We start from the raw sequence: 24147 nt of genomic DNA on the forward strand, positions 1-24147 counted from the left end.
CAACCTGCACCGTTTCGCCGGAGAGCGCGCTGATTTCGGCAGCAGCGGCCTGCGAGCGTTCGGCGAGCTTGCGCACTTCCGAGGCGACGACTGCGAAGCCCTTGCCATGTTCGCCGGCACGGGCGGCTTCCACGGCTGCGTTCAGGGCCAAAAGGTCGGTCTGGCGGGCGATTTCCTGAACGATCGAGATCTTCTCGGCGATGGTGCGCATGGCGCCGACCGCACGGCCGACCGCGTCGCCGCTGGCTTCGGCGTCCTTGGCCGACTGGCGGGCGATCTTTTCCGTCTGGGCGGCGTTGTCGGCGTTCTGCTTGATGTTGGCGGCCATTTCTTCCATCGAGGCGGAGGCCTCTTCGGCGGACGATGCCTGCTCGGTCGCGCCCTGCGACAGCTGTTCGGAGGACGAAGATAGCTCCTGGCTGCCGGAGGAGACGTTGTCGGAGGCGGCGAGCGCATCACCGACGACGCCGCGCAGGCGCTCGATCATCGCGTTGACATGGCCCAGCAGTTCGCCGATTTCATCCTTCGTCCGGATCTCGGCGACGGTGGTCAGGTCCCCTTCCGCAACGGTCCGTACGGCCGAGGTTGCGCGAAGCAGGCCGCGGCTGATGGTGATGGAGATCCACAGGGCCGCAAGGAAGGCGACAATCGCCGCACCGGCTGCGACGCCGATCGTGATGTTGCGCGTCGATTCATAGCCAAGTTGTGCCGCGTCGTTGGCAGCCGCAAGCTGCTGCTTGGACAGCGCGACCAGCGCCTCGACTGCCTCGTCGAGGTCATTTGCGGCCTCGCGCGCGTCGATCACCGACAACCGCTGCGCCTGATCGACGGAACCGGACTGCATCAATGAACGAATGCGGTCGTCGACGACGTTGGCCTTGTCTGCCAATTGCTGAATGTTGAGCCAGTGCGGCCGACCTTCTTCCGATGCAATGCTCAGCGCAGCTTCCAGCGCCGTCTTCAGGTCCGCGCGAGCTTCGTCGCCCTTCGTCTCCGCGGACTGGATCTCGGACTGCGACGAGGCTCCGATCAGGTTCTTCTGCTGGCGTATGCTTTGCAGCTGGGCGGTGTTGATGTTCTGTACCAGTTCAAGGCGCGTGACCGGACCGGTGACCATCGCCTCCATGGAATCGTTGAGCTGCGACAGGCTGCGGATGCTGTATGCGGCTGTTCCCACAAGCAGCACGATCAGAAATGCGAAGGCCAGTATCAGTTTAAGCTTAATCGTGAACTTCATGTTTTCATCTACCTTCGCTATTAGCCGCTGCGGAGCCGCCACGCTCCCCTCGCGAATTGAAAATGGCATTCAGGTTCGGGAGAATGATGAATTCGCCGTCGCGCTTGACGAGGCAATCGATGTAGTCGGCGCGCCAGCGCATGCCGACGCTCGGAGGCGGTTCGCTTGCCGAACGCGAGAGTGTGGTCACCTCATAGACACGGTCGGTACGAATGCCGATGAGCGTCGGTTCGCCGCCAAGATCGAGCTCGATGACGACGATGCGGCTGTCGATGGTCGGCTTGGTTGCCTCCATGCCGAAGGCAAGCCGGATATCGGCGAGAGGGATGACCTTTCCGCGGAAGTTGATGACGCTGCCGACGAAGGCCTGCGATCCGGGCACGCTCGTTTCCGGGAGCAGGTCGAGGATTTCCTGCACCACGATCGCTTCGATCGCGAAAGTTTCACCATTGAGGTTGAACGTCAGAACGGCCAGTTCCTCGGCGCCGTTCCACAACCTGTCGAATTCGTGCTTGCTTGCTGCAATCGTCATCCTGCGGCCCGCAATTGCGCCTCCTGCTGTTGCCCGACGTTGATGAGGTGCATGACGTCCAGAATGAGTGCGACGCTTCCGTCGCCCAGGATGGTCGCGCCCGAGAAGGTCACGACGTCATGATGGAGCTTGGACATGGATTTGATCACGGTCTGATGGTCGCCGATGATCTGGTCGACCACGAGCCCGACCCGCTCGTCGCCCGTCGAGATGACGACGACCTTCTGATAGCGATCGGGCGCCGTGCCGGTCCGAAAGAGATCGCGAAGGCGCAGATACGGCACCAGGCTGTCGCGCAGCGAGATGAAGCTCCGTCCGCGGGAACGCAGATCCTCTTCGAGCGAGAGCTCCAGGCATTCCTCGACTGCCGACAGCGGGATCACATAGTTGCCTGACCCGACGCGGACGAGCAGGCCGTCGATGATCGCCAGCGTCAGCGGAATGCGCAGCGAGATCTCGGAGCCCCTGCCCGGTTCGCTGCGGATGTCGATGACCCCGCGCAACGCCTCTACGGTCTTCTTGACCACATCCATGCCGACGCCGCGCCCGGAAAGGTTCGTCACCTGGGCGGCGGTGGAGAAGCCTGGCTGGAAGATGAGCTGCAACAGTTCCTGGTCCATCAGTTGCTGGCCGGGTTGAACAAGCCCGGAAGCTTCTGCTTTCGCCCGGACGCGTTCGCGGTTGATGCCCCGACCGTCGTCCTTGATGGTGATGATGACCTCGCCGCCTGCCTGTCGCGCGGACAGAAGGACGCGGCCGGCGCGATCCTTGCCGGCGGCGATGCGTTCGTCCGGGAGTTCCAGCCCGTGGTCGATGGAGTTGCGCACCAGATGCACGAGCGGATCGGCGAGGCGCTCGATGACCGTCTTGTCGACTTCGGTCGTCTCTCCTTCAAATTCCAGCTCGATCATCTTGCCGGTCTCGCGGGCGAGATCATGCACGAGGCGGCGGAAGCGGGAGAACAGCTGGGTAACGGGAACCATGCGCAGCACCATCATCGTGTCGCGCAGTTCGCCCGATAGGCGCTCCACATCCTCCGAAACCGCGCGCAGCTGGATGTCGACGCTGGAGCCGGCAAGCTGGGACAGCCGCGACTGCGCGATGACGAGTTCGCCGACCCGGTCCATCAGTTCGTCGAGGCGTTCGGCCGGAACGCGGACGTTTTCGGCGGCCTTGCCGTTTTTCGTCTCGGCGACTGCCGCTGGTGATGCTTCAGCCTTCGCCGGCGGCTCCGTGACGGTCTTTTCAGCCGCGGGTGCGGTAGGCGTGTCCGTGGCCTTGATGCCTGCGGCGGGCGTCGGAGATGATTGCTGTTCGATCTGGAGTTCCATCTCGTCCATGACGAAGATGAAGACGTCGTCGATCGCCGAGCGCGGCTGTTCCGTTGTCAGCGTCACCTGCCAGGATACATACAGGTCTGCCGGTTCGATCTGGTTGAGACCGGGCACCTTGGAAACGTCGGCCTTGATTTCGCAGGTACCGAGTTCGCGCAGCTCGTCGAGAAGGCCGAGCGGGTTGGTGCCGTTGGCCATCGCATTGGACGGTAGGCGGAACGAGAGCTTCCAGGTCGTCGCCGCATTCTCTGCCTTGGCAGGAGCGCTTGCTGCGAGCGGCGGCGTCACCACCGTGCCGATACCTCCCTGCCCGCCCACGGCGGCTTGGAGTTCGGCGAGGAGGCGGTCGCCTTCTTCTGCATGGTCGCCGTTGGGCCTGTCCACCAGCGCTTTCATGTGGTCCTGGGCGGCAAGAACGCAGGCAACGAGCTCGGCACTGGCCGGCACTTCGCCCTTGCGTACGCGATCGAAGGCGGTTTCGCAGTGGTGGGTAAATGCGGCAAGGGCCTCGAAGCCAAACATGGCGCCGGAGCCCTTGAGCGTGTGGAGGCCGCGGAAGACGGCGTCTATCTGGTCCTGATTGGACAGATCGTGCAGCAGATCCAGAAGGCCGCCTTCTATCTGTTCGAAAAGCTCGGCGGCTTCAGTCCTGAATACCTGGATCGGGTCCAGTGTCGTCATTTGCCGAGAACCTTCTTTGCGATCTTGACGAGCTGTTCGGGATCGAATGGCTTGGTGATCCAGCCCGTAGCGCCGGCGGCCTTGGCCCGGCTCTTCATCTCCGCGTCCGACTCCGTCGTTAGGAAGATGATCGGTATGCCCGTGTGCGCCGGCGAACTGCGCAGAGCCTCGATCATCGCAAGGCCGTTCATGTTCGGCATGTTGAGATCGGTCACAATCATGTCAAAGGTGCCGGCCTTGGCCTTGTTCAGGCCATCGAGACCGTCCACCGCTTCGGTCACCTGATAACCCGCACCGGTCAGGGCGATCTTCGTGGTCAGGCGAATGCTCGCCGAATCATCGACGGTGAGAATGTGGGCGCTCATTGTTGTTCCTTCCGATGAAGCCAGAATTCCCGGTCGCGCGGGGTCATGTCGGCAATGAAGCCGGCGCGCTCCAGGGTAGAGAGAAGATTGCCCGTGGCGGGATTCTGCAGGCCGAACGAGCGGCCGTTGAGCTCCGCATGGCGCCGCGATGCTTCGACAAGCTGCAGGAAGCTGAGATCAATATCCGCATCATCCGGCACGTTGAGCAGCACGGGATCGGTGCTTTCGAATGCCGCATGCAGGAGATCGCGGACGGCGGCGGCATTGCGAATGGAGAGGCTTTGCGGAAGGACGGTGCCGTGGGCTGGAATAGTCTGCGGATCGCTCATGTCTTCATACCTTGAACGCGTTCAAGCCCCGCCTTCGACGGAACCGAGATCTTGACCGCGGCTATGACCGCAGGGTTGGCGACGGCCGCTCGGCGACGGGCGCGCGCGTCGGTCCGCACGTCGTCAAGCGCACGGCTCCGCTGTCGCGACGGTCTTCGAAACCGCACGGGAGAAACATCGACCATCGCAGGCGCGAGTGTTATGGCGCCCTGGTGGTTCAGTGCCTATAATTGTTGGAAAGGCCCGCGATGGGACCGCGTCATGCGGAGGGGGCCGGCTTGGTTCGTGGTGGCCGGAGCGACCACGACTGGTTGCAGCGACATTGCGTCCTTGCAGTTAATGCCGGCTTAATTTTTCCCCCACCAAAATCGAACTTGGGCAGAAAAAAGACAGGATTCTTGCCAATTCGTTCGGCCGCTTGAACGTTCCTTCGAGAAAAGGAAGTGCCCGAGGTTGTGCTTCTTCACCGGACCAGGGCGACGTCCCGCAGGTAGGTGTTTTCGGCCATGGAGGCGGCGTAGCCGCCGGTATCGATTTCGGCGAAGATCAGGGCTTCGCCTTCGGCAGGCGCTGCGGCAAGGACTGTCCCGTCCGGTGCCGCGATACGCGACAGGCCCGCATAGGCGAACAGCCCGTCGTCGCCGCAATGATCGACATAGGCGACGAAGACCTGGTTTTCGAAGGCACGGACCTGGATCATGTGCTCGGCGATGAACGTGCCGGATGCCCCTCGCGGCAGCGCGGTCGGAACGACCACGAGATCGACGCCAGCCAGCGCCAGCCGGCGGACGTTTTCGGGAAACTCCACATCATAGCAGATCAGCAGCCCAAGGTTGAGACCGCCCAGCTTGACCTGAACCGTGGCCGGGGCTTCCGCCCGAAACCATTGCCGTTCGTAGTCGCCGTAGAGGCAGGCCTTGCGGTAGACGGCGTTGGTACCGATCCCGTCGGTGAAAACGGCGCTGTTGTAGACGGTACCGCCGTCCCTTTCGGCAAAGCCTGCCACCAGTGCAAGGCCGTTCTCGCGCGCGATTGCGGCCAGCCGGTCCACCACTTCCCCCTCGGCGGGAGAAGCGTGGTGCGCGAAGGCGTCGGCGGCGCCATAGCCGTTCACCGCAAGTTCTGGCGCAATGAGCAGCTTGGCGCCTTCCGCCGCGGCCACCTTGGCTGCGTTCGCGATCCGTGCGAGGTTCGCTTCCACGTCGCCGGGCACCGCTTGCATCTGCAAAGCTGCGATTTTCATCGTCCGCCTCCTCCAGGCATTTCCTTGACGGTATGCCGCTTCATTTTTCGTTGTTCGACATGGCGCCAAGCAGTTTCGGCAGATCGCCGAAGCGCGCCACGAGACCGAAGATCAATGCGGCGATCGCGACGAACAGGATCGTTACCGATGCCATCGTCGGCGTGTAGCCGTAGCGCAGAGCATTGAAGATCTTGATCGGCAGCGTCTCCATGGTGAAGCCGACGGTCATGTAGGCGACGATATATTCGTTGAGCGACAGCACGAACGCAAAGGCGTAGCCGGAAACGAGATAGGGCAGGATCAGCGGCAGCACGACCGTGCGGAAGATCGTCCTGTCGTCGGCGCCCATCGTTGCCGCCGCCTCCACCAGGGAGCGGTCGATCGAGGAAAACCCGAGCGACAGTGTCACGAGCGGCAGCGTGACGAAGAAGATCGCGTGGCTGATGGCGGCGGTCCACGGCTGACCGTAGAAGCCGGTCGTTGCCCAGAAAGTGAGGAGACCGAGCGCGGTGATGACCGGCGGCAGGGTGAAGGGGGCAATTCCCAGGAGTTGGAAAACGTTGGCCCAGGGCGCGTGCCGCCGCCAGAGAAACCAGGAGAGCGGCAGCGCGATGGCAAGCGCGAGTGCCGCAGAAACCGCGGCCAGCGTGACCGAGGCCAGAAGAGCAGAGCGCCATTCGGGATTGGCGAAGATCTCGCCGTACCAGGAAAGTGAAAATCCCTGCGGCGGAAAGGCAAGTGTCTGCTTCTCGTTGACAGAGACGCCGGCGACGACGATGAGCGGAAGCAGCAGGAACAGGCCGACGAGACCGAGATACAGGCGCTTGAGAAACACGTTCATGCTGCCTCTCCCTTGCGCCCGGCAAGGAGCGTCAGGCCGACGAGAGCGAGGGTGACGAGGACGAGGAAAACGGCCATCGCCGCGGCGAACGGCATGTTCGACTGATAGATCGCCTGGTCGGTGATGAGGACAGACAATGTCCAATGCTGCGGCCTGCCCAGAATTTGCGGCAGAAGATAGGAGCCGAGCGCGAAGATGAACACCATGATCAGCGTCGCCATGATGGTGTTGCGGAGCGCAGGCACGACAACGGTGAAGAACGACTTGATCGGGGAGGCGCCGAGCGTGCGCGCCGCTTCCGTCAGGGTCGGATCGAGGCGGACGAGCGCCGGATAGAGCACGAGCACGGTATAGGGCAGAGCCTGGTAGACCATCGCCGTCAGCACGGCTCCTAAGCTCGGATTGAGCGCTACCGGCTGGCTCATCAGCCCGATGGCGACCAGTAGATTGGTGATGCCGGCTGTACGCGAAAACAGCGTCGACCAGGCAAAGCCGATGATGACCTCGGAAAGCGACAGCACCGAAAGCAGGCCGACGAGCCAGACGACCTGGGTTCTGCGGCTTGCCCGCGAGAGAAGATATGTGAAGGGTACGGCCAGCAGGATGCAGCATATCGCGACCGCGATCGCCAGAAACAGCGAGAACCCCAGGACCTTGCCGAAGAAGAGGCTGAGGAAGCGGGCATAGTTGTCGAAGACGAAGGCTGTCGAATAGAAACCGGCCGGATCGCGCTTGAAGAAGGATACTGCGATCATCGTCGCAAAGGGGATGACGAAGAACACGATCAGCATGCCCGCCGGAAACAGCAGCGGGCCGTAGTCGGAAAGCTTCTGCGGCGCCTCGCGTCTCATGATTTCAGCACCACGCAGGTGTCCGGAGAAAGCTTGATGCCGACGTCCTGGCCGACCGTCACATCCGGCCGGGCGTGCGGCATGGAAACGGCGACGATCTGCTTTCCGCCAGCCTCGACGAAGGTCTCGATCGTGCCGCCCAGGTCGCGGACGAACGTGACGCGGCCCGCCATCGCACCATGGCCGGGAGCGGTCAGGTGAACGTCTTCCGGGCGGACCGAAAGCACGCCCCTGGAAAGGCCGCCGGGAACCGCAAGCCCCTCGATCGGGGAGCCCAGCGCGTGGGCGCGGCCTGTGCTGTCGGCGGTGAAATCGATGAGGTTGGTCATGCCGATGAAGTCGGCGACAAAGGTGTCGGCGGGTCGGCGGTAGATTTCAACCGGTGCTGCCGCCTGGCGGATCTCGCCGCTGTTCATCACGACGACGGTGTCGGCCATGGTCATGGCCTCGCGCTGGTCGTGGGTAACGACGATGGTGGTGATGCCGAGGCGCTGCTGGAGCTGGCGCAACTCCACCTGCATCGCCTCGCGCAGCTTTGCGTCAAGGGCCGAAAGCGGCTCGTCGAGCAGGAAAAGCTTCGGCGAAATGGCTAGCGCACGCGCGATGGCCACGCGCTGGCGTTGGCCACCGGAAAGCTTGGCCACGGGCCGGTCGGCATAGCCGCTCAGGTGGATCATCGAAAGAAGCTCGTCCACCCGCTTCTTTTGGTCTTCCTTGCCCACGCCGCGGATGCGAAGCGAATAGGCGATGTTTTCGCCGACGGTGAGGTGCGGAAAGAGCGCTAGCGACTGGAAAACCATGCCGAGGTCGCGCTTGTGGGTCGGCACCCGGGTAATGTCGGCGTCATCGAGCTTGATCGCTCCGCCGGTCGGAAGGTCCAGGCCGGCGATCATGCGCATCAACGTCGTCTTGCCGCATCCGGAAGGGCCGAGCAGGCAGACGAAGGTACCGTGCGGAACGGTGAGACTGACGTTCTTCACCGCGGTGAAGGTGCCGAATTCCTTGGTGATGTTCTGTAGTGCCAGTCCGGACATTTTTTCTCCGCTCTGCGGGTTCGCGAGCATTCAGGTTGTAAAACTGCCCCTCACCCTAGCCCTCTCCCCGGCTGGCGGGGAGAGGGAATGTGCGGAGCCTGCCGCTTTAGATACGTCCCGCGCCTGAGATACCCCCGCGCCTGGCGGGGAGACAGTCGCAAGCCGGAAGTGAGATCGCGCGTTCAGCCGACGATCAGTTCGGTCCACTTCTGGTTCAGCCAGTCGGACTTGGTCTGATAGAGGTCGTAGCGCGGAACGATCGGCTCGATGTCGGACGAGACGGCGGCGAATTCGGCGTCTGTCAGGTCGAGCAGTTCGCGCTTGACCGTAGGCGCGGTGCCGACCTTGCGCGACAGGATGGCCTGGATCGCCGGCTGGCTCATGTAGTCGATGAAGACATGCGCCTCCTCGACCTTGTTCGAGGCGCGCGACAAGGCCCAGCAGCCCGAATCCTGGATGCCGCCTTCCTTCGGGAAGGTGGAGCGGACCGGATGTCCGTCTGCGGCGGCAAGGCCGGTGACGTCGTGATAGTACTGGCCCATCGGGATCTCGCCGGACTTCAGCGCCTGTTCGAACTGGGCTTCGTCACGATACCACAGCGCCACGTTCGGCTTCACTTCGGCAAGCTTTTCGAAGGTCTTGAGGATGCCTTCTTCTGTATCCAGAGCGTTCGTGCCGCCCATGAACGTCTTCGCCGTCACCTCAAGCAGGAAGGAGTTGGAGACGAGCGCCAGCAGGCCGAGCTTGTCGGCGTTGGCCGGATCCCAGAACGCGGCCCAGCTGTCGGGTGCTTCCTTGTAGACGTCGGTGTTGGTGACGAGCGTGATGTACCATGCGACGGCGCCGATGCCGGCGACGCGGCCGTCCGGATACTTGTTGACGAACCGGTCGAGCAGATTTGAGGCGTTCTTGATCTTGCCCGTGTCGAGCGGTGCCCAGAGTTCGGTCGCCTGACCCTTCAGCATGGCGACCTGCGACATCATCGAGACGTCGGCGGGCGCCTGGCCTGCGCGTGCGGCCTGCTCGAGCTGGACGAGCCATGCTTCGCCGGTCGGCTCTGCGACCGATTCCACGGCAATGCCCGTGGCCTTCGTGAATTCGGGGAAGATGTTCTTGTCGAACGAATCCTTGAAGTAGCCGCCGTAGACGCCGATCTTCAGCGACTTTTCCTGTGCCCGCAGGATCGAGGGCATCGCCAGCAGCGATACGCCGGCGGCACCGGCGCCGAGCACGCCGCGGCGGCTCATTTTTGCGTTGAGGATGTCACGCATGTCTTTTCTCCGTTTTTTTGCCGGACGGTATTAACTCGTCCGGCACGTTCCCATTTTATATTCTATGTCAGGCCTTTGCCGCGACGGAAGGGCTGAAAACCATCAGGCTGAGGATTTCGAACAGAACCTGTGCGCCGGCATGGGCGGTGTTGGTCGTGGCGTCGTACTGCGGCGCCACCTCGACGACGTCGCCGCCGACTAGGTTGATGCCCTTCAGCCCGCGGATCAGTTCCAGAACCTCGCGCGAGGTCAGGCCGCCGATTTCCGGTGTTCCGGTTCCCGGTGCGAAGCTCGGATCGAGACTGTCGATATCGAAGGAGAGGTAGGTCGGTCCGTCGCCGACGATCGCCTTCGCCTTTTCGATGATCGCCGGAATGCCCATGCCGGAGACCTCTTCCGCATGGATCACCGTCATGCCGGATTCGTAGGAGAACTCCCACAGATACTCGGAGGAGCCGCGAATGCCGATCTGGATGGTGCGGGTCGGATCGAGCACGCCGTCGAGGACGGCGTTGCGGAATGGCCCGCCGTGGTGGAACTTGGTGCCATCGAAGGAGCCGCTGGTATCGCAATGCGCGTCGATGTGGATCATGCCGACCGGCTGCTTCTTGCCGACTGCCTTCATGATCGGATGGGTGATCGAATGGTCGCCGCCGACGGCGAGCGGAATGACGCCGGCATCGACGATCTGGTTGAAGCGCTTTTCGATGTCCTCGTGGCTCATCTCCAGGCGGTAGCGGCTGCGGAAAGGCACGTCACCGATGTCGGCCACGCGCAGGTCCTGCACCGGAGCACAATCAAGCACATGGTTGTAGGGGCCGATGCGCTCGATGGTGCGCATGGCGCGCGGGCCGAAGCGGGAGCCCGGTCGGTTGGTGACGCCGAGATCCATCGGGACGCCGGTGATCGCGACCTGCAGATCGCCGAAATCCGGCTTTTCTGCATCAACCGGGAGATAGGGCGCACTCAGGAAAGTCGGTACGCCTGCAAAAGGCGCAAGCCGCGTGCCGCTCTTGGAGAAGATCTTGTCGGCGACCTTGCGGAAGGCCGGATCGAAGATGTCACCGCCGTGACCGTCCCCGAATTTCTCCCGCAGTGCCTGAAGCTTGCCCTCGTCGAACGCCATGTCTTGCCTCGCTCTCGTTAGTTCGTGGGGCGCACGGGGGCTGGGCTGTTTTGCCGTTTCTTCGTTCCCCCGGGCTTTTGCCCTTGTTTTCGTCATTACGTAACAAATCGATTGGAAAAGCAATTGACGATGTTGTAGCATTTTACGTGAGAAAAATTCACATTTGAACACAACAGGACGTGATGTCGAACCGCCTGCCACCCCTCAATCCCCTGCGTGCCTTCGAGGCCGCTGCGCGGCGTGGTTCGGTGTCAGCGGCGGCGCGCGAGCTCAACGTCACCCATGGCGCAATCAGCCATCAGATCCGCACGCTCGAGGTTTCGCTGGACGCGGTCCTGTTCGACCGCAGCGGCAAGCGGCTGAAACTGACCTCGCAGGGCGCGCTGCTTCTGCCCGCGGTGAGCGAGGCGTTCGGCGGGATTGCGGCTGCCACCGCCTTGATGAAACGGCCGGCGACAAGCGGATCCCTGACCATCACCTGCGTGCCAGCCCTGCTTTCGTTCTGGATCATCCCCCGGCTCGACCGTTTCATCGACCAATATCCGGAAGTGAAGCTCAGCCTCGTGGCCTCCAATGATCAGGCGCAGCTATATTCGCGCGACGTCGACGTCTCTATCCTCTATGGCGACGGCAACTGGCCCGATTGCTGGACACGGCTCTGGAGCAACCTGCGGCTCTTTCCCGTTGCAAGCCCGACCCTGCTCAACAGCCGGCCGCTCCGGTCCGTCCGTGATCTCTCCGATCATACCTTGCTGCATGGCGATCAGGACGGGCGCGAATGGAATACCTGGTTTGCCGCAGCCGACGCCGCGGATCTGACCCGAAGCCGGCAGCTCTACATGAGTGACGCGCGGCTTTCGACAGAGGCAGCATTGCACGGGCAAGGGATCGCGCTTGGCGATAGCATCACGGCGGCGAGCCTGATCACGCGTGGCGAACTCGTGGTGCCCTTCGATCTGTCGGTGCCCGCAAACGATGCGTTCTACGTCGCCTGCCGGCAGGAGGTGCGCGCCGCACCGATCGTCAGGGTCTTCATCGACTGGCTCTTTGCCACGCTGGAGGATGACAGCCTGCCCGAGCCCCAGACTTCGGCGCGCATGCTGCTGCGCGGTCGCGCACCGCGCGCCGACGACAATTTTCAACCTGTTTCCGCCCCGCGCGGCCGCACCGTCACAACCCAGAAACGCAAAGCCCGCGCCTGAAGCGCACGCTCCGGAAGAACCGTCATGCCGAAATTCAATCCCGCCGTGGAAACGCTCGCAGCGCCGCCGATCCCAACCGTATTTGCCTGGGGTCGATCCTATGACGGCCGCAGCGGTCCCCTCATCGATCTGTCGCAGGCGGTGCCGGGCTATCCTGCGCATCCGCAGATGCTGCGCCTGCTTGGCGAATACGCCGCCTCGGCTTCATGGACGGGGTATGGTCCCATCGAGGGCGAGGATCGCTTGCGACAGACCTATGGCGCGCATGTCGCGTCGGTCTATGGCGCTCCGCTTGCCGCTGAGAACATTCATATCACCTCGGGGTGCAACCAGGCGTTCGTCTGTGCCGCGATGGCGGTCGCCGGCGCCGGCGACACCGTGCTGATGACGGATCCCTACTACTTCAACCAAGAGACCACACTTGCCATGCTCGGCGTGAAGGTGCGGCTGGCACCTTGCGATCCGGGCGATGGGTTCCTGCCAGATATTGCAGCATTGGAGGCTGCGATCACGCCCGACGTGCGCGCGCTCGCGCTGGTCTCTCCCAACAATCCGACCGGTGCAGTCTATCCGCCGGAGCTGTTGTCGTCCGTGTTCGAACTCTGCCGTTCGCAAGGGATCTGGCTGATCCTCGACGAGACCTATCGCGACTTCCTGCCGCAAGCCGGGATGCGTCCGCATGCGCTGTTCCAGAAGCCCGGCTGGGAAGCGACGTTGATCGGCCTCTACAGCTTCTCGAAGTCGTTCTGCATACCGGGCCACCGTCTTGGTGCGATCACCGCCGGGCCGGCGGTCGTCGAGCAGGTGGCCAAGATCATGGACAACATTCAGATCTGCCCGCCGCGCGCAGCCCAGATCGCCGTCGCCGATGCCTTGCCACTGCTTGGCGACTGGCGCGAGGAGAACCGGCAGGAAATCGCCCGGCGCGCGCAGGCGCTGCGGGAGACGATGGATGGCCTGAACGGCTGGACGGTCGGCGCGCTCGGGGCCTATTTCGCCTTCATCCGGCATCCCTTTGCCGAACGCTCCTCGGCGGAAGTGTCCGAACGGCTGGCAAGGGAAGCGGGCGTTCTCTGCCTGCCGGGAAGCTATTTCGGTCCGGGTCAGGAGGGGTATCTACGCTTCGCCTTCGCAAACGCAAATGCGACGACGATCCGGTTGCTGCGCGACCGGCTGCAGGGCTTCACCGGTGCGGCATGAGTGCGCTACACCGCTGAACATGTGAAGTTAATCGTATTATCCCCAAGCGTATGCCTGCTACTCCCAGTATGCATATTGCCAAAAGGGGCATTTGGGTGGAGCCTCGCCTAGGCAACGGCGAGGGAGACGCCAGATGAGTGCGACTGTGGTGATCGATGACAGGAGTGGTCTCGATATTTCATTGATCGATCGCAGCGTGCTGTTCCAGATCAGGCGTTCTCAGACACTGCTCGGTCGACGTTTTCAGTCGCGTTTCTCGGATTTCGGCATCACGCCCGGCGAATATGGCGTGCTGTTGCTCATCGCATCGAACCCTGGGCGCAAGCAGACCCAGATCGCTGACGCGTTGGGAATGCAACGTGCCAATTTCGTGCCGCTGATCAATTCACTGGAAGCCAGGCACCTGATGGAGCGGCGCGCCTCCGCACAGGACAAGCGCTCCAATGCGCTGTACCTGACGGCCGCGGGTGATGCCTTCGTCAAGGAGATTTGCGCAGCCGAGGCGACCTTCGAGGCCGAATGCACCGCCCGGCTCGGCGGCGCAAAGGCACGTGAGGCCTTCATGTTGCTGCTCGCCCGGCTCTCCGTCTGACGCCCGTACGCTGCCGACGTTGGCATAAGTATCGGAAAAGCTTTTGCTTCCGAGCCGTTCTCTAGCGCTCGTTAACCAAAAACGCCTTGACGGGAATCGGGAATCGCCGCACCGTCCCTAACGGAAAGATGCGATCTATCCGGTTTTTGCCGTTACCTTGCGGCTTCACTGTTAGATTGGAGATGTGACGTTAGCGCGAAGCGAGGCAACACCCGCGCGTGTTTCGTCCTGCTGCCTTCGTATTCCGGGGATTTCGGCGCGGAGGCGGCATTTCGTGGATTGGAAGGGCGAGAATGGCGATGGCGCCGAATTTGAGCGGGAATGCGGAACCGGCCGCCGACGAGGCGATCGCGACGGATGCGCGCATTCTGTCGGCGCAGTTGCAGGCGATGCGCGAGCGGTTCTTTCCTCCCACCGCCAAGAAGGTGCTGCGAAGCTTTACCTCCGGGGAGGCTGCAAGGCTCATCGGCGTGTCGGATGGATACCTTCGCCAGCTGTCGCTCGCCGGCGAGGGACCGCAGCCGGAAACCGGCCCCGGCGGGCGTCGTTTCTACTCCCTGTCCGATATCAATGCTCTGCGGGCGCATCTGGCCGACCAGGCCATCGCCAAGGGCAATGCCGCAAAGGCCCGTGGTTACCGCAAGTGGCGCGACGCCGGTCGCGGTGAGCATCTGCAGGTGATTGCGACCACCAACTTCAAGGGCGGTTCGGGCAAGACGACGTCTGCCGCCCATCTGGCGCAGTATCTCGCTCTGGCCGGCTACCGGGTACTGGCCATCGACCTCGACCCGCAGGCCTCTCTGTCGGCGCTCTTCGGCTACCAGCCCGAGCTTGATCTCGACGGCAACGATACGCTCTACGGCGCCATTCGATACGATGATGAAGCGCGTCCGCTGAAAGACATCATCCGCAAGACCTATTTCGACGGTCTCGACCTGGTGCCGGGCAATCTCGAATTGCAGGAGTTCGAGCATGTCACGCCACGGGCGTTGGCAAACCGCCAGGCGAATGCTCCGGGGCAGCCGCTGTTCTTCGCACGCGTACACGCAGCACTGCGCACCGTCGAGCAGGACTACGACGTGGTGGTGCTCGACTGCCCGCCGCAGCTCGGCTATCTGACGCTTTCTGCCCTATGCGCATCGACGTCGGTCATCGTGACGGTGCACCCGCAGATGCTCGACGTCGCTTCGATGAGCCAGTTCCTGTTCATGACCTCTGACCTGCTCGCGGTCGTGCGCGAGGCGGGCGGACGTCTGAACTTCGATTTCCTGCGCTATCTTGTCACCCGCTTCGAGCCCAACGATGGTCCGCAGGCACAGATCGTCGGCCTGATGCGCTCGCTCTTCGGCGACAGGGTGCTGACGGCACCGATGGTGAAATCCACCGCGATCTCCGATGCCGGCCTGACCAAGGAGACGCTGTACGAAGTGGGCCGGGAAAACTTTACCCGTGCCACCTATGACCGGGCGATGGAAAGCATGAACGCCGTCAATGCCGAGATCGAGGCCCTGATGTTGCAGGCCTGGGGACGGCAGTGATGGTGCGCTGATCCGGAGCCTGATCGCTCGGGCGCCCGTTCAAGCAATGCACAGCCTCATTCCTGACGGACATGAGGCGCTCGCAAGCCTACCCGCCCGGTCAACGCACCGGCGGATATACTGAAACCGAAACGGAAGGTATCGAAGCAAGAAAAAAGGCCTCCAAAACGTCGCCATTCCGGAAGCCCTCTTCTATGTAGCAATGAGAGAGAATCACTTCCGACAGCCAAAGTCAAGCGCCTGCACGGTTTTACCCGTTTGCGGGTTGTGGATCATATTGCCTGATCTCCTGAAAGAATGAGCAAAAAAGCTTAGACATTTCAAGGGATTGATACTGTCTGCGGTTCCACCGAACACGCGGATGCTTTGGTGCGACGTCAGGTCCGGCCTCTTGCCTCCTTGGAGAGGGACGATCATGACGGAGAGACTGGCAACGACGCCATTTGGCGGCGGACGGATGTCTGCGCATATTTTTGCGATGCAGAAGCGGGTTTCCGATACCCAGGCAAAGCTTGCCTCGGATACCGGGGGCAACGAGACCGGTACGGCCGAGAAATGGCAGCTTTTGCGGGCGCTGACCGAGGCGCGCAGCGCGTTTGGTCTTTCCGACCGTACGATCGCCGTTCTGGAGGCGCTTCTGACCTTCCATCCCGACAAGATGCTCGACGGCCGCGCGCCGATCGTCGTCTTCCCCTCGAACGCGGAACTTTCGGTGCGCTCCCGCGGCATGGCGCCGGCCACACTCCGTCGCCATCTGGCGCTGTTGCAGCAGGCGGGCATGCTGCTGCGTCGCGATAGCCCCAACGGCAAGCGCTATTGCCGAAGAGACGAGCGCGGCGTCATAGACGAGGCGTTCGGTTTCGATCTGGCGCCGCTGGCGTTGATGGCGACGGAGATCCACGAAAGGGCGGAGCAGGCGCGTGCCGAAGCCAGGAGGCTCCAAACGCTGCGCGCGGAAGTGACCATCCATCTGCGCGACGTCGCCAAGATCATCGAAGCCGCCATGACGGAGGGGCGCAAGGGGGCTTGGGCGGAGCATCAATTGGAACTCGCAACTCTCTCCGGAAGGCTGGGACGAGCGACCGCCGCAGAGACTCTGATCGAGCGCAAAAGCGCGCTGTTGGTGCTACGCCGGCGGGTGGAGGAGGAATTCCTAAATTCGCTTACAAATGAAGAAATGAGCGCCAATGACGTTCAATACGAGCGGCATATTCAGAATTCAAATACAGACCCCACATTTGAAATAAACGGCCATGACACAAAACATGTGGAGCCGCAGGCGGAAAAAGCTGCACCGGAGCGCAAGGGGATAACGATCAGCCTGAAAAGGGTTCTGGCGGCATGCCCTGAAATCAAGGCCTATGCGAAGGATGATATCTCCACCTGGGCGGATTTGACCCGGACGGCGGCGCTGGTCCGCTCGATGCTTGGCATTTCGCCGGACGCCTATGAGAAGGCCCGCGCTGCGCTGGGCGAAAGTTCAGCTGCGGTGGTGATTGCTGCAATCCTCCAACGGTCGGACCAGATCCGCTCACCGGGCGGCTATCTGCGGGAACTGACGCGCCGGGCGGAGGCTGGGCAATTCTCGATCATGCCGATGATCAAGGCGCTGGAGTGATCGATGTGACGGAGGGCGCGGACAGACTATCCGCTCTGCAGTACGGGCCATTCGCGCACGATCTTCCCGCATTCGAGGACCTGCAGCGGACCGAAGTGTTGCAAGACGGCTTCGGACTGGGTGGGACGGAAGAAGACGAAATCGTCTGGTGCAAGCGGACAGCCGGCGGGCATGGCGAGCAATTGCTGGTTGGAGGAATCGCCCCAGAGCGAATTGCGCCTGAGTCCTTGCGGAAAGACCGGTTCAGCCATGAAGCGACCGCCGTAGATAAAACAGCCCCTGCGGGGAAACTGCCCGAGCACCTGCATGACCGCTGTCATGAAGGACGGGCCCGGCAGGCGCGTATCCTGAACCTTCAGGACCGGGGTGGCGAGAAAGAGGGCTGGCTTCAGTCCGGCAAGGGCAGGATTGTCGAAGTCGACGGGTTTCAGCAGGGCCGATCCGATCGAGACGTCGTTGATCAGACTGTCCCCGGCATAGGCAAGGGCTGTCTGGCTTCCACCGGAATTGAGGATCTTGCGCTGTTCGGGCGAGAGGCACGCGACGAAACCCATATAGCGCTTCCGAGCGGAAGCCAGGGCAACCTCAGGTCCCCCGAAAAGAGCAGGGATCGCCGGCGCATGGGCCTCGTAACCCATCAGCCCCTCGCATCGAAGAAGCCCCTCCCCTCCGGCAAGAAGGGTGAGGGCGTGCGCCAGGGCATCTGGCGTATCGAAGCCGCCGCGCTGCATGCCGATGTTGATTTCGAAGGCGATGCGCAGCGGTCGGCCGAGCGAGCGAGCCAGGGATGCGTACTGGGCAAGGCGCTCGGGCGTATCGAGCAACCAGGTGACGCGATCGCAAAAGGCCTGTTGCCGCGACCCGTCCGCTTTTGCGAAGGCGGACGCAACCGCTGCGGCAGGCATCGGCTTGCCAAACAGGACGTGTGCGTCGGCGAACGCCTCCAGGACAGCCGCCGTGATCGGCAGGTGGAACGTCATGATCCGGTTGGTGCCGAGCCTCTGCATCACATGGGAGAGAAGTGGCAGCGACGGCAGCGATTTGTCGACGATGCGAAGAGCCGGACCGTTCGTTATCGTCTTTTCTACGAGGGCCAGGTTGTCGTTCAGGCATTCAAGATCGACCACGAGCGCCGGCCGATGGATGCCGGCTTCCTCGAGCGCGGCGGATATCATGCCGAAATAGGCCACGTCCTTCATGCAACACCGAAGAGCCGGGCGAGATAGGGGGAGACGAAACGGTTGTCCGGGTCGAAGCTTCTACGGACCGCCATTGCATCCTTCCAGCGAGGATAGATCGATGCGAAATCCGAGGCGGCGAGGTTGTGCATCTTGCCCCAGTGGGGGCGACCGCCGTAGCGCCGGAAGATCGCTTCGGCCGCCGCCATGAAGGCCGTGGGATCCTCCGCCGCGTCGTGGTGGATGGCGATGGAGCAGGTCTTGCGCCGGTAGAAGGGACTGAGCCAGAACTCGTCGGGCGCAACGGAGCGCACCTCCATCGGGAAATACACTTCGGGGAAGCGCTTTTCCGTGAGCGTGATGATCTCGGCGAGCGCCTTCGGCCCTTCCTCATACGGAAGGTGGTATTCCATCTCGTTGAATTTGCGGCGCCGGTCGCTGGTATAGACGTTCAGCCAGTCCTGCACATAGTCCTCCTCGGGAACGCGCGCGAGGGCCGCACCGATCAGTGCGCGCCGCAGCGGCGGCAGCCAGCCGAGCCAGGTGCGAAGGTGCTTGAGCGTCGCAAGGCCTTCTTCGTCCTCTTCGGACGGGCGGGGGGAGATGCCCGCCGTGGAGATGTCGCTGGTGATCAGCAGCGCGTGGCCGGAAAACGGAATGAAATAGAACTCGGCCGAGCGATGGGCGGACATGAAGGTGTCGAAGCTCGCAAGGATGTCGCCGATCGGCACGACCCAACGGCGACGGCGCAGGCGATAGCTGGCGATGTTTTGCAGCGTCACTTCGGTCAGCGCTCCGAACGCACCGAGCGTGACGCCGGTTGCCTCGATCGTCTCCCGGTCGTTGTCGATCGTCAGCCGCCGGACGTCGCCGCGGCCGTCGACGATCTCCATCGCGCAGAGCTGGGTGTGGTAGGCGCCAAGCGAAAGGCCTGAACCATGCGTCGCTGTCCCGAGCGCGCCGCCGATCGACTGCTTGTCGATATCGCCCATGTTGGTGAGCCCCTGCCCTGCTGCGTGCAGGTGTTTGGTCAGATCGCCAAGGCGCGTCGCCGCTCCTACGGTGGCCCGCAGCGTGATCGCATCATGCGACACGAGGCCCTGGAAACGGTCGAGATCGAGGATCGTGCCGTCTGTTTCGATCAGGGGTGTGAAGGAATGACCGGCTCCGACGACACGGATCGGCCCCTGCGCGGTGCGGATGAGGTCTGCAAGTTCCGCAAGTCCGCGCGGCCGCGACACCCTGGCTTTGCGAGCGACGACGCTTCCCGACCAGTTCGTCCAGGGAACGGTGGCAGTCTGGTTCATACAGCGGTGTCCTTGCCGTTTTCGAGTGCGGATCGGGAAATGCCGCTGTGTCCGACCTTCAGACAGAAGACCGCGAGCAGGAGCAGTGTCATGGCCAGGCAGGTCATGCCAAAAAACGGCACGGCGCGCACATCGTCGCCGGATATCAGAAGCGATGCACCCGCGGGGCCGAGCGCGGCGCCGAGAAGCTGGGCGGCCGGAACCAGCAACGCCGTTCGCCGGCTTGGATCGGCAACGATCGTCAGGCGGATCTGGTAGGGAACGACGAAGAGCCAGACGAAGCCCGTAACGAGTGCGGCCAGCCAGAAGAGCGCCAGGCCCGGCAGCGCGGCGAAGAGGCCTGCAGCAATGAGCCCGCCGGTGGTCGACAGCGTGATCGCCGCACGATAGTCGAGCCGCCGTTCGACGAGGGTCGCGGCAAACGCGCCGCCGACCTGCGCCGCCAGCGCTGCGGCCGTGATCAGGCCGACGGTTTGGCTGGAAACGCCGGACGCGAGCCCGAGAGGTTCCAGGAACGCCCAGATCGCGCCGATGAACAGGTAAAAGGTGAATATGATCGCAAGCGCGAGCAGCGCCATGGGGCCGCCTATTCCCGCATCGGCCCTTCCGGCCGTCGGAATTCCCTCGTAGCGCCGAGGCAGAAGCGGAACGGCGGCAAGCGCGACGATGCCGACAACCGCTAGGGTTTGGAACCCGCCCGCTGATCCGTAAGCCGGCACGACGAGGAGCGTAAGGAGCATCGAAAGCAGGCATTGGGCCGTGGTCTGGATCGTCAGGAAGATCCCGCCCATACGCTCGGGCCGGGCAGAACGCGCAATCAGCTCTGTGGCGATCGCGACAAGCCCGCCTTCGGCAAGGCCGGCGAGCGTTCGAACGCCGATGATCATGGCGGGGGATCCGGCTATGGCGGTAAGGTGGCTGAGGGCCGCAAGTACGAGCAGCAGGCAGGCGGCCTTGCGGCGCAGACCTTGCGGTGCAAACGCCAGCGCCATGACCGCAGACCCGGCCGCTATCGCGATCATCTCCAGCGTTGCGGCGAGAGCCAGCTCGTCGAAGGTCATCCGTCCTTCGGAATATAGCGCCCCGAGAAGAACCGGTTGCAGCCCCAGGATGAGAAGTCCGACTGAGCCGACGAACAGGGCGGCTGCGACCTCGGCTGCGCCGGGATTGCCGACGATCCAGGCTCCGCCCTGCTGGACCTTTTCCTGGCGTGCCGCCATGCGGATGGCCTCCCTACCTTACCGCCCGACGTTTAATGTGATAATGTATCGGATAATGCTTGAGCGTGAGGCCTGCACCAGTCGATGTCAATCGGAAAATGGGATGGTTGCTCAAACCGAACGCAGCTCTTCTTGCCGGTTGTCAAGGATTGGGAGCCACGGTGAAGACTTCCTTAAGTTGGTGCTGATTTAGTGAGAGAATATGGCTGTTCGCGCGTCACATGTTTGGCGAACCGATGTGCGATGGCCGCGATTGCCAAAGGGCAAAGGAGTGGGCATGGGTATGTCGGCAGATGCCGGTGATCTCGAACAACGCCTGCGTCGCAAGCCGAAGCAGGAGCGCAGCCGGGAACGCGTCGAAGAAATTCTGCGCGTGGCCAAGCAGCTGATCGGCGAGCGGGGCATCGACGGCATGACGATGCGCGAGATAGCACTTCTGACCGGCGGTCCGATCGCTTCCGTCTACCAGTACTTTCCCAACAAATCGGCGATCATCGCCATGCTCTACGAGCAATACAGCGCCGAGACCCGCATGGGGATTACCGCCAGCCTCGCCGACGTTTCCGACCTTGCCGGCGTGAGCGATGCTGCGGATACCATTCTCGACGGCTACTACCTGCGTGTGGCCGGAGACCCCGCCATTCAGGACCTGCTGAACGCGATCCAGGCCGACAAGGAACTGCAGAACATGGATATTGCCGAGACGCGGCAGCAGGGGGAGCTCTTCTGTCGAAGCGCGGCACATCTCGTCGCCGAAGGCGAGCGTGAGCGCTTCGGCCGCCTGGTCTTTCTCTTCTTCCATTTGGCCAGCGGCATGGTGCGGCTTGCGATCACGCTACCCGCCGCCGAGGCGGAGAACATGCTGGTCGACTTCAAGCAGATCATTCACGGTCAGCTGGCAAGCTTTGTTTGTGCCGATTCGGCTTGACGTGCGCAAGGCGCTTGACCTTCCCACGTGGCAACGCTTCAGGGTGCAGGCGTTGAAACCGGAACAGAGACACATGCCGAACGACAAGACCTTTTCCTTCGCCGTCGAAGACATGACCTGCGGCCATTGCGTGCGCGCCATTACGTCCGCAGTCGAAGCGGCCGCTCCCGGGGCCAACGTTTCCGTTGATCTTGCTAGCCATCGCGTGACCGTTTCCGGTGCTGCGGATCGCAGTGCCATCGCAGAGGCTATAGCGGCCGAGGGTTACACACCCCTCGCTCTCGATGCTGCCTGACGCATTGGGAAAAGGGAAAGCATCCGTCGCATGGCTGGCGGCCCCTCCCCCTTAGTGGAGAGCGGCAGGTTCGTCGAACCTGCCGCGTGAAACCGGTCGGGGGTGCGTTTGTTGTCGCTTGTTTCCGGTTGCCTGAATGGAGCATGCGAAGCTGACAGCCAGCTGAAGCTCGGGTAAACCGCAAGGACAATCCGGCCGGGGCGCGCGCCCCGGCCGCGGTTCTTGCGGTCAGTCAGGAGAGATGATGGCGCTCCTGCAGGCCATAGACCGGGGTTGGGATGCCTTCCTGACGGGCCTTCAGCTGCAGGGCCAGATATTGCGAATAGTGGCGGGACTGGTGCAGGTTGCCGCCGTGGAACCACAGCGCCTGCTGCTGCGTGGGCTTCCACATGTTGCGCTGCTCGCCTTCCCAGGGGCCGGGATCCTTGGGCGTATCCGAGCCGAGCCCCCAGCACTTGCCGACCTTGTCGGCGACCTCCCGGGAGATCAGATCGGCCGCCCATCCGTTCATCGAGCCGTAGCCGGTGGCATAGATGACGAGATCGGCCGGCAGCTTCGTGCCGTCCTTGAGCAGGACTGCATCCTCCGTCAGGCGATCGACGTCGGAGCCGGACTTCAGCTTGATCGATCCGTCGATGACGAGGTCGCAGGCGCCGACGTCTATGTAGTAGCCCGAGCCTCGGCGCAGATACTTCATGAACAGGCCAGAACCGTCAGCGCCCCAGTCGAGCATGAAGCCCGCCTTTTCGAGATCGTCATAGAACTTGGCGTCCCGTTCGCGCATCTTCTCATAGAGCGGGATCTGGAACTCGTGCATGATCTTGTAGGGTAGAGAGGCGAAGATCAGGTCCGCCTTGCGCGTGGTCATTCCCGCCGCAACCGCCCGCTCGGAATAGAGATCGCCCAGGCCGATATCCATCAACGTGTCGGAGCGCACGATGTGCGTCGATGAGCGCTGGACCATGGTGACGTCGGCTCCTGCCTCCCAGAGGGCGGCGCAGATGTCGTGGGCTGAATTGTTCGAGCCGATGACCACGACCTTCTTGCCTTTGTAGGCGTCGGGGCCGGGATGCTGCGAGGAATGCTGCTGCTCACCCTTGAAGATTTCCTGCCCGGCGATCTTCGGCACGTTGGGCTTTCCTGACATGCCGGTCGCCAGCACGAGCTGCTTCGGCCGCAGTACGACTTCCTCGCCGTCACGTTCGACGATGACGGTCCATTCGTTCTTCCCCTCGTCGTAGGAAGCGGACTTGCAGGTGGTCGAGCTCCAGTAGTTCAGCTCCATGACCTTGGTATACATTTCCAGCCAGTCGCCGATCTTGTCCTTCGGTGCGAAGACCGGCCAGTTTTCCGGGAACGGAATGTAGGGCAGGTGGTCGTACCAGACCGGGTCGTGCAGGCAGAGCGATTTATAGCGCCTGCGCCAGCTGTCTCCGGGGCGTTCGTTCTTCTCGATGATGATCGCCGGCACGCCGAGCTGGCGCAGCCGGGCTGCAAGCGCGATACCGCCCTGCCCGCCGCCGATGATCACGACATAGGGTTGGGTGCTGTAGCCGAGTTCGGATGTCTCCTGCTCGCGTTTTTCCGCCCATGTCTTGCGCGAATTGCCATGCCCGTGCTCGGCGCCCAGCGGCCGGCGAACGCCCTTCGGTTCCTCGTGGCCCTTCAGTTCGGTCAGGGTGGTCAGCAGGGTCCAGATGAGACCGTTCTTCAGGCGGACATGGCCGTAGCCGCGGCCGGTATCGGTCTCGAAGTTGAACCATCCCTGCGTGATGCCGTCGCCGTCGCTGGCAAGTTCGGCCGTATCCTGATGAAAATGACGCGGCCTGATCTCGGACAATTGCTTCGAGAGCATGTCCCGGATCTGCTGCTGGCCCTCCAGGGTCTTGAGGTTCCAGGTAAAGGTGACGAGGTCGCGCCAGTAGCAGTCGGCCTGGAACAGGTTGACAGCAGCGTCGATATCGCGCTTCTCCAAGGCTTGGCCCAGTTTGGCGAGCGCGTTGTCGACCTTCGTGCTGGGGCTGTCGTCAAGCATGTGATCTCCTCCATCTTGCTTGCTTCGTCTTGCGGGAACCGGATGCAACTCCTCTTGCCACGGGCTCCCATCAGGCAGGCGCAAGCGGCGTGCCAGCGCGAAACGAGAGAAAAGTTCAATATTTTCAATGCAGAGTGAGAGGATGAGCGTTGCGCTGGGCACGATCGGCGCCACAGCTGTGGCGCCACGG

At 62.7% G+C, this 24147-nt stretch carries 22 protein-coding genes; 7 read left to right on the top strand and 15 right to left on the bottom strand.

Features of this window, described 5'->3' with window-relative positions; all coding sequences use genetic code 11:
• From HV823_RS07380 to speB, 11 genes are all read right to left on the bottom strand, one after another.
• On the bottom strand, positions 1-1237 hold a 1237-nt coding region (locus HV823_RS07380; protein WP_176949085.1), incomplete at its 3' end, for a methyl-accepting chemotaxis protein.
• A gap of 4 nt (positions 1238-1241) precedes the next feature.
• Entirely contained in the window at positions 1242-1769 is a 528-nt protein-coding gene (locus HV823_RS07385; protein ID WP_176949086.1) for a chemotaxis protein CheW, read from the bottom strand.
• On the bottom strand, positions 1766-3784 hold the full coding sequence (locus tag HV823_RS07390) for a chemotaxis protein CheA (RefSeq protein WP_176949087.1): 2019 nt from the start codon (positions 3782-3784) through the stop codon (positions 1766-1768). Before HV823_RS07390 ends, HV823_RS07385 begins: the two co-directional genes overlap by 4 nt.
• The gene (locus HV823_RS07395; RefSeq protein ID WP_097136622.1) at positions 3781-4149 is read right to left on the bottom strand and encodes a response regulator; all 369 of its coding nucleotides are present in this window, start codon (positions 4147-4149) and stop codon (positions 3781-3783) included. Before HV823_RS07395 ends, HV823_RS07390 begins: the two co-directional genes overlap by 4 nt.
• Entirely contained in the window at positions 4146-4478 is a 333-nt protein-coding gene (locus HV823_RS07400; protein WP_176949088.1) for an STAS domain-containing protein, read from the bottom strand. Before HV823_RS07400 ends, HV823_RS07395 begins: the two co-directional genes overlap by 4 nt.
• A 463-nt stretch (positions 4479-4941) precedes the next feature.
• Positions 4942-5721, bottom strand: a complete 780-nt coding sequence (locus tag HV823_RS07405) for a nitrilase-related carbon-nitrogen hydrolase (protein WP_176949089.1) — start codon at positions 5719-5721, stop codon at positions 4942-4944.
• 40 nt (positions 5722-5761) lie between these two features.
• Entirely contained in the window at positions 5762-6562 is an 801-nt protein-coding gene (locus tag HV823_RS07410; protein WP_176949090.1) for an ABC transporter permease, read from the bottom strand.
• Positions 6559-7413 carry an ABC transporter permease gene (locus HV823_RS07415; protein ID WP_176949091.1) on the bottom strand — a complete coding sequence of 285 codons (855 nt, stop codon included), beginning with the start codon at positions 7411-7413 and terminating at the stop codon, positions 6559-6561. The genes HV823_RS07410 and HV823_RS07415 overlap by 4 nt, the downstream gene beginning before the upstream one ends.
• The gene (locus tag HV823_RS07420; protein ID WP_176949092.1) at positions 7410-8447 is read right to left on the bottom strand and encodes an ABC transporter ATP-binding protein; all 1038 of its coding nucleotides are present in this window, start codon (positions 8445-8447) and stop codon (positions 7410-7412) included. Before HV823_RS07420 ends, HV823_RS07415 begins: the two co-directional genes overlap by 4 nt.
• A gap of 182 nt (positions 8448-8629) precedes the next feature.
• A complete protein-coding gene (locus tag HV823_RS07425; protein WP_176949093.1) occupies positions 8630-9718 on the bottom strand; it encodes an ABC transporter substrate-binding protein in 1089 nt (362 codons plus the stop codon).
• A 67-nt stretch (positions 9719-9785) separates the two neighbouring features.
• Entirely contained in the window at positions 9786-10844 is a 1059-nt protein-coding gene (gene speB, locus HV823_RS07430; RefSeq protein ID WP_176949094.1) for an agmatinase, read from the bottom strand.
• Positions 10845-11026: 182 nt separating this feature from the next.
• Between speB and gcvA the strand changes: the two genes are divergently transcribed.
• From gcvA to repC, 5 genes are all read left to right on the top strand, one after another.
• Complete coding sequence (gcvA, locus tag HV823_RS07435; protein WP_176949095.1) at positions 11027-12046, top strand: transcriptional regulator GcvA; 1020 nt, start codon at positions 11027-11029, stop codon at positions 12044-12046.
• Positions 12047-12070: 24 nt separating this feature from the next.
• Positions 12071-13246, top strand: a complete 1176-nt coding sequence (locus HV823_RS07440; RefSeq protein ID WP_176949096.1) for an aminotransferase — start codon at positions 12071-12073, stop codon at positions 13244-13246.
• A gap of 145 nt (positions 13247-13391) precedes the next feature.
• On the top strand, positions 13392-13838 hold the full coding sequence (locus tag HV823_RS07445; RefSeq protein ID WP_343051800.1) for a MarR family winged helix-turn-helix transcriptional regulator: 447 nt from the start codon (positions 13392-13394) through the stop codon (positions 13836-13838).
• A gap of 311 nt (positions 13839-14149) precedes the next feature.
• Positions 14150-15376: a plasmid partitioning protein RepA gene (gene repA, locus HV823_RS07450; protein ID WP_246300962.1), complete on the top strand. Its 1227-nt coding sequence runs from the start codon at positions 14150-14152 to the stop codon at positions 15374-15376.
• 415 nt (positions 15377-15791) lie between these two features.
• Positions 15792-16994, top strand: a complete 1203-nt coding sequence (gene repC / locus HV823_RS07455) for a plasmid replication protein RepC (RefSeq protein WP_176949099.1) — start codon at positions 15792-15794, stop codon at positions 16992-16994.
• A gap of 26 nt (positions 16995-17020) precedes the next feature.
• On the opposite strand, the gene HV823_RS07460 is transcribed toward repC, so the two are convergent.
• Genes HV823_RS07460 through HV823_RS07470 form a run of 3 tightly spaced genes read right to left on the bottom strand, consistent with a single transcriptional unit; the run spans position 17021 to position 20699 of the window.
• Complete coding sequence (locus HV823_RS07460) at positions 17021-18193, bottom strand: alanine racemase (RefSeq protein ID WP_176949100.1); 1173 nt, start codon at positions 18191-18193, stop codon at positions 17021-17023.
• Positions 18190-19479, bottom strand: coding sequence for a D-arabinono-1,4-lactone oxidase (locus HV823_RS07465; RefSeq protein WP_176949101.1), 1290 nt, complete (start codon positions 19477-19479; stop codon positions 18190-18192). The genes HV823_RS07460 and HV823_RS07465 overlap by 4 nt, the downstream gene beginning before the upstream one ends.
• Complete coding sequence (locus tag HV823_RS07470) at positions 19476-20699, bottom strand: MFS transporter (RefSeq protein ID WP_176949102.1); 1224 nt, start codon at positions 20697-20699, stop codon at positions 19476-19478. Before HV823_RS07470 ends, HV823_RS07465 begins: the two co-directional genes overlap by 4 nt.
• A 277-nt stretch (positions 20700-20976) precedes the next feature.
• Between HV823_RS07470 and HV823_RS07475 the strand changes: the two genes are divergently transcribed.
• Together HV823_RS07475 and HV823_RS07480 are read left to right on the top strand one after the other, a co-directional pair.
• Positions 20977-21627: a TetR/AcrR family transcriptional regulator gene (locus HV823_RS07475; RefSeq protein WP_246300963.1), complete on the top strand. Its 651-nt coding sequence runs from the start codon at positions 20977-20979 to the stop codon at positions 21625-21627.
• Between the two features lie 73 nt (positions 21628-21700).
• A complete protein-coding gene (locus HV823_RS07480) occupies positions 21701-21922 on the top strand; it encodes a heavy-metal-associated domain-containing protein (protein WP_176949103.1) in 222 nt (73 codons plus the stop codon).
• Between the two features lie 232 nt (positions 21923-22154).
• Here HV823_RS07480 and HV823_RS07485 read toward each other — a convergent pair whose 3' ends face one another.
• Entirely contained in the window at positions 22155-23957 is a 1803-nt protein-coding gene (locus HV823_RS07485; RefSeq protein ID WP_176949104.1) for an NAD(P)/FAD-dependent oxidoreductase, read from the bottom strand.
• Positions 23958-24147 lie beyond the last annotated feature (190 nt).

Origin of the sequence: Mycoplana rhizolycopersici (assembly GCF_013378445.1) — a bacterium.
GTDB lineage: Bacteria > Pseudomonadota > Alphaproteobacteria > Rhizobiales > Rhizobiaceae > Mycoplana > Mycoplana rhizolycopersici.

Bases quoted from the DNA above. Each gene is read 5' to 3' on its own strand.
- HV823_RS07385 (WP_176949086.1), bottom strand. From the start codon at position 1,769: ATGACGATTGCAGCAAGCAAGCACGAATTCGACAGGTTGTGGAACGGC.
- HV823_RS07390 (WP_176949087.1), bottom strand. From the start codon at position 3,784: ATGACGACACTGGACCCGATCCAGGTATTCAGGACTGAAGCCGCCGAG.
- HV823_RS07395 (WP_097136622.1), bottom strand. From the start codon at position 4,149: ATGAGCGCCCACATTCTCACCGTCGATGATTCGGCGAGCATTCGCCTG.
- HV823_RS07400 (WP_176949088.1), bottom strand. From the start codon at position 4,478: ATGAGCGATCCGCAGACTATTCCAGCCCACGGCACCGTCCTTCCGCAA.
- HV823_RS07405 (WP_176949089.1), bottom strand. From the start codon at position 5,721: ATGAAAATCGCAGCTTTGCAGATGCAAGCGGTGCCCGGCGACGTGGAA.
- HV823_RS07410 (WP_176949090.1), bottom strand. From the start codon at position 6,562: ATGAACGTGTTTCTCAAGCGCCTGTATCTCGGTCTCGTCGGCCTGTTC.
- HV823_RS07415 (WP_176949091.1), bottom strand. From the start codon at position 7,413: ATGAGACGCGAGGCGCCGCAGAAGCTTTCCGACTACGGCCCGCTGCTG.
- HV823_RS07420 (WP_176949092.1), bottom strand. From the start codon at position 8,447: ATGTCCGGACTGGCACTACAGAACATCACCAAGGAATTCGGCACCTTC.
- HV823_RS07425 (WP_176949093.1), bottom strand. From the start codon at position 9,718: ATGCGTGACATCCTCAACGCAAAAATGAGCCGCCGCGGCGTGCTCGGC.
- speB (WP_176949094.1), bottom strand. From the start codon at position 10,844: ATGGCGTTCGACGAGGGCAAGCTTCAGGCACTGCGGGAGAAATTCGGG.
- gcvA (WP_176949095.1), top strand. From the start codon at position 11,027: ATGTCGAACCGCCTGCCACCCCTCAATCCCCTGCGTGCCTTCGAGGCC.
- HV823_RS07440 (WP_176949096.1), top strand. From the start codon at position 12,071: ATGCCGAAATTCAATCCCGCCGTGGAAACGCTCGCAGCGCCGCCGATC.
- repC (WP_176949099.1), top strand. From the start codon at position 15,792: ATGACGGAGAGACTGGCAACGACGCCATTTGGCGGCGGACGGATGTCT.
- HV823_RS07460 (WP_176949100.1), bottom strand. From the start codon at position 18,193: ATGAAGGACGTGGCCTATTTCGGCATGATATCCGCCGCGCTCGAGGAA.
- HV823_RS07465 (WP_176949101.1), bottom strand. From the start codon at position 19,479: ATGAACCAGACTGCCACCGTTCCCTGGACGAACTGGTCGGGAAGCGTC.
- HV823_RS07470 (WP_176949102.1), bottom strand. From the start codon at position 20,699: ATGGCGGCACGCCAGGAAAAGGTCCAGCAGGGCGGAGCCTGGATCGTC.
- HV823_RS07475 (WP_246300963.1), top strand. From the start codon at position 20,977: ATGGGTATGTCGGCAGATGCCGGTGATCTCGAACAACGCCTGCGTCGC.
- HV823_RS07480 (WP_176949103.1), top strand. From the start codon at position 21,701: ATGCCGAACGACAAGACCTTTTCCTTCGCCGTCGAAGACATGACCTGC.
- HV823_RS07485 (WP_176949104.1), bottom strand. From the start codon at position 23,957: ATGCTTGACGACAGCCCCAGCACGAAGGTCGACAACGCGCTCGCCAAA.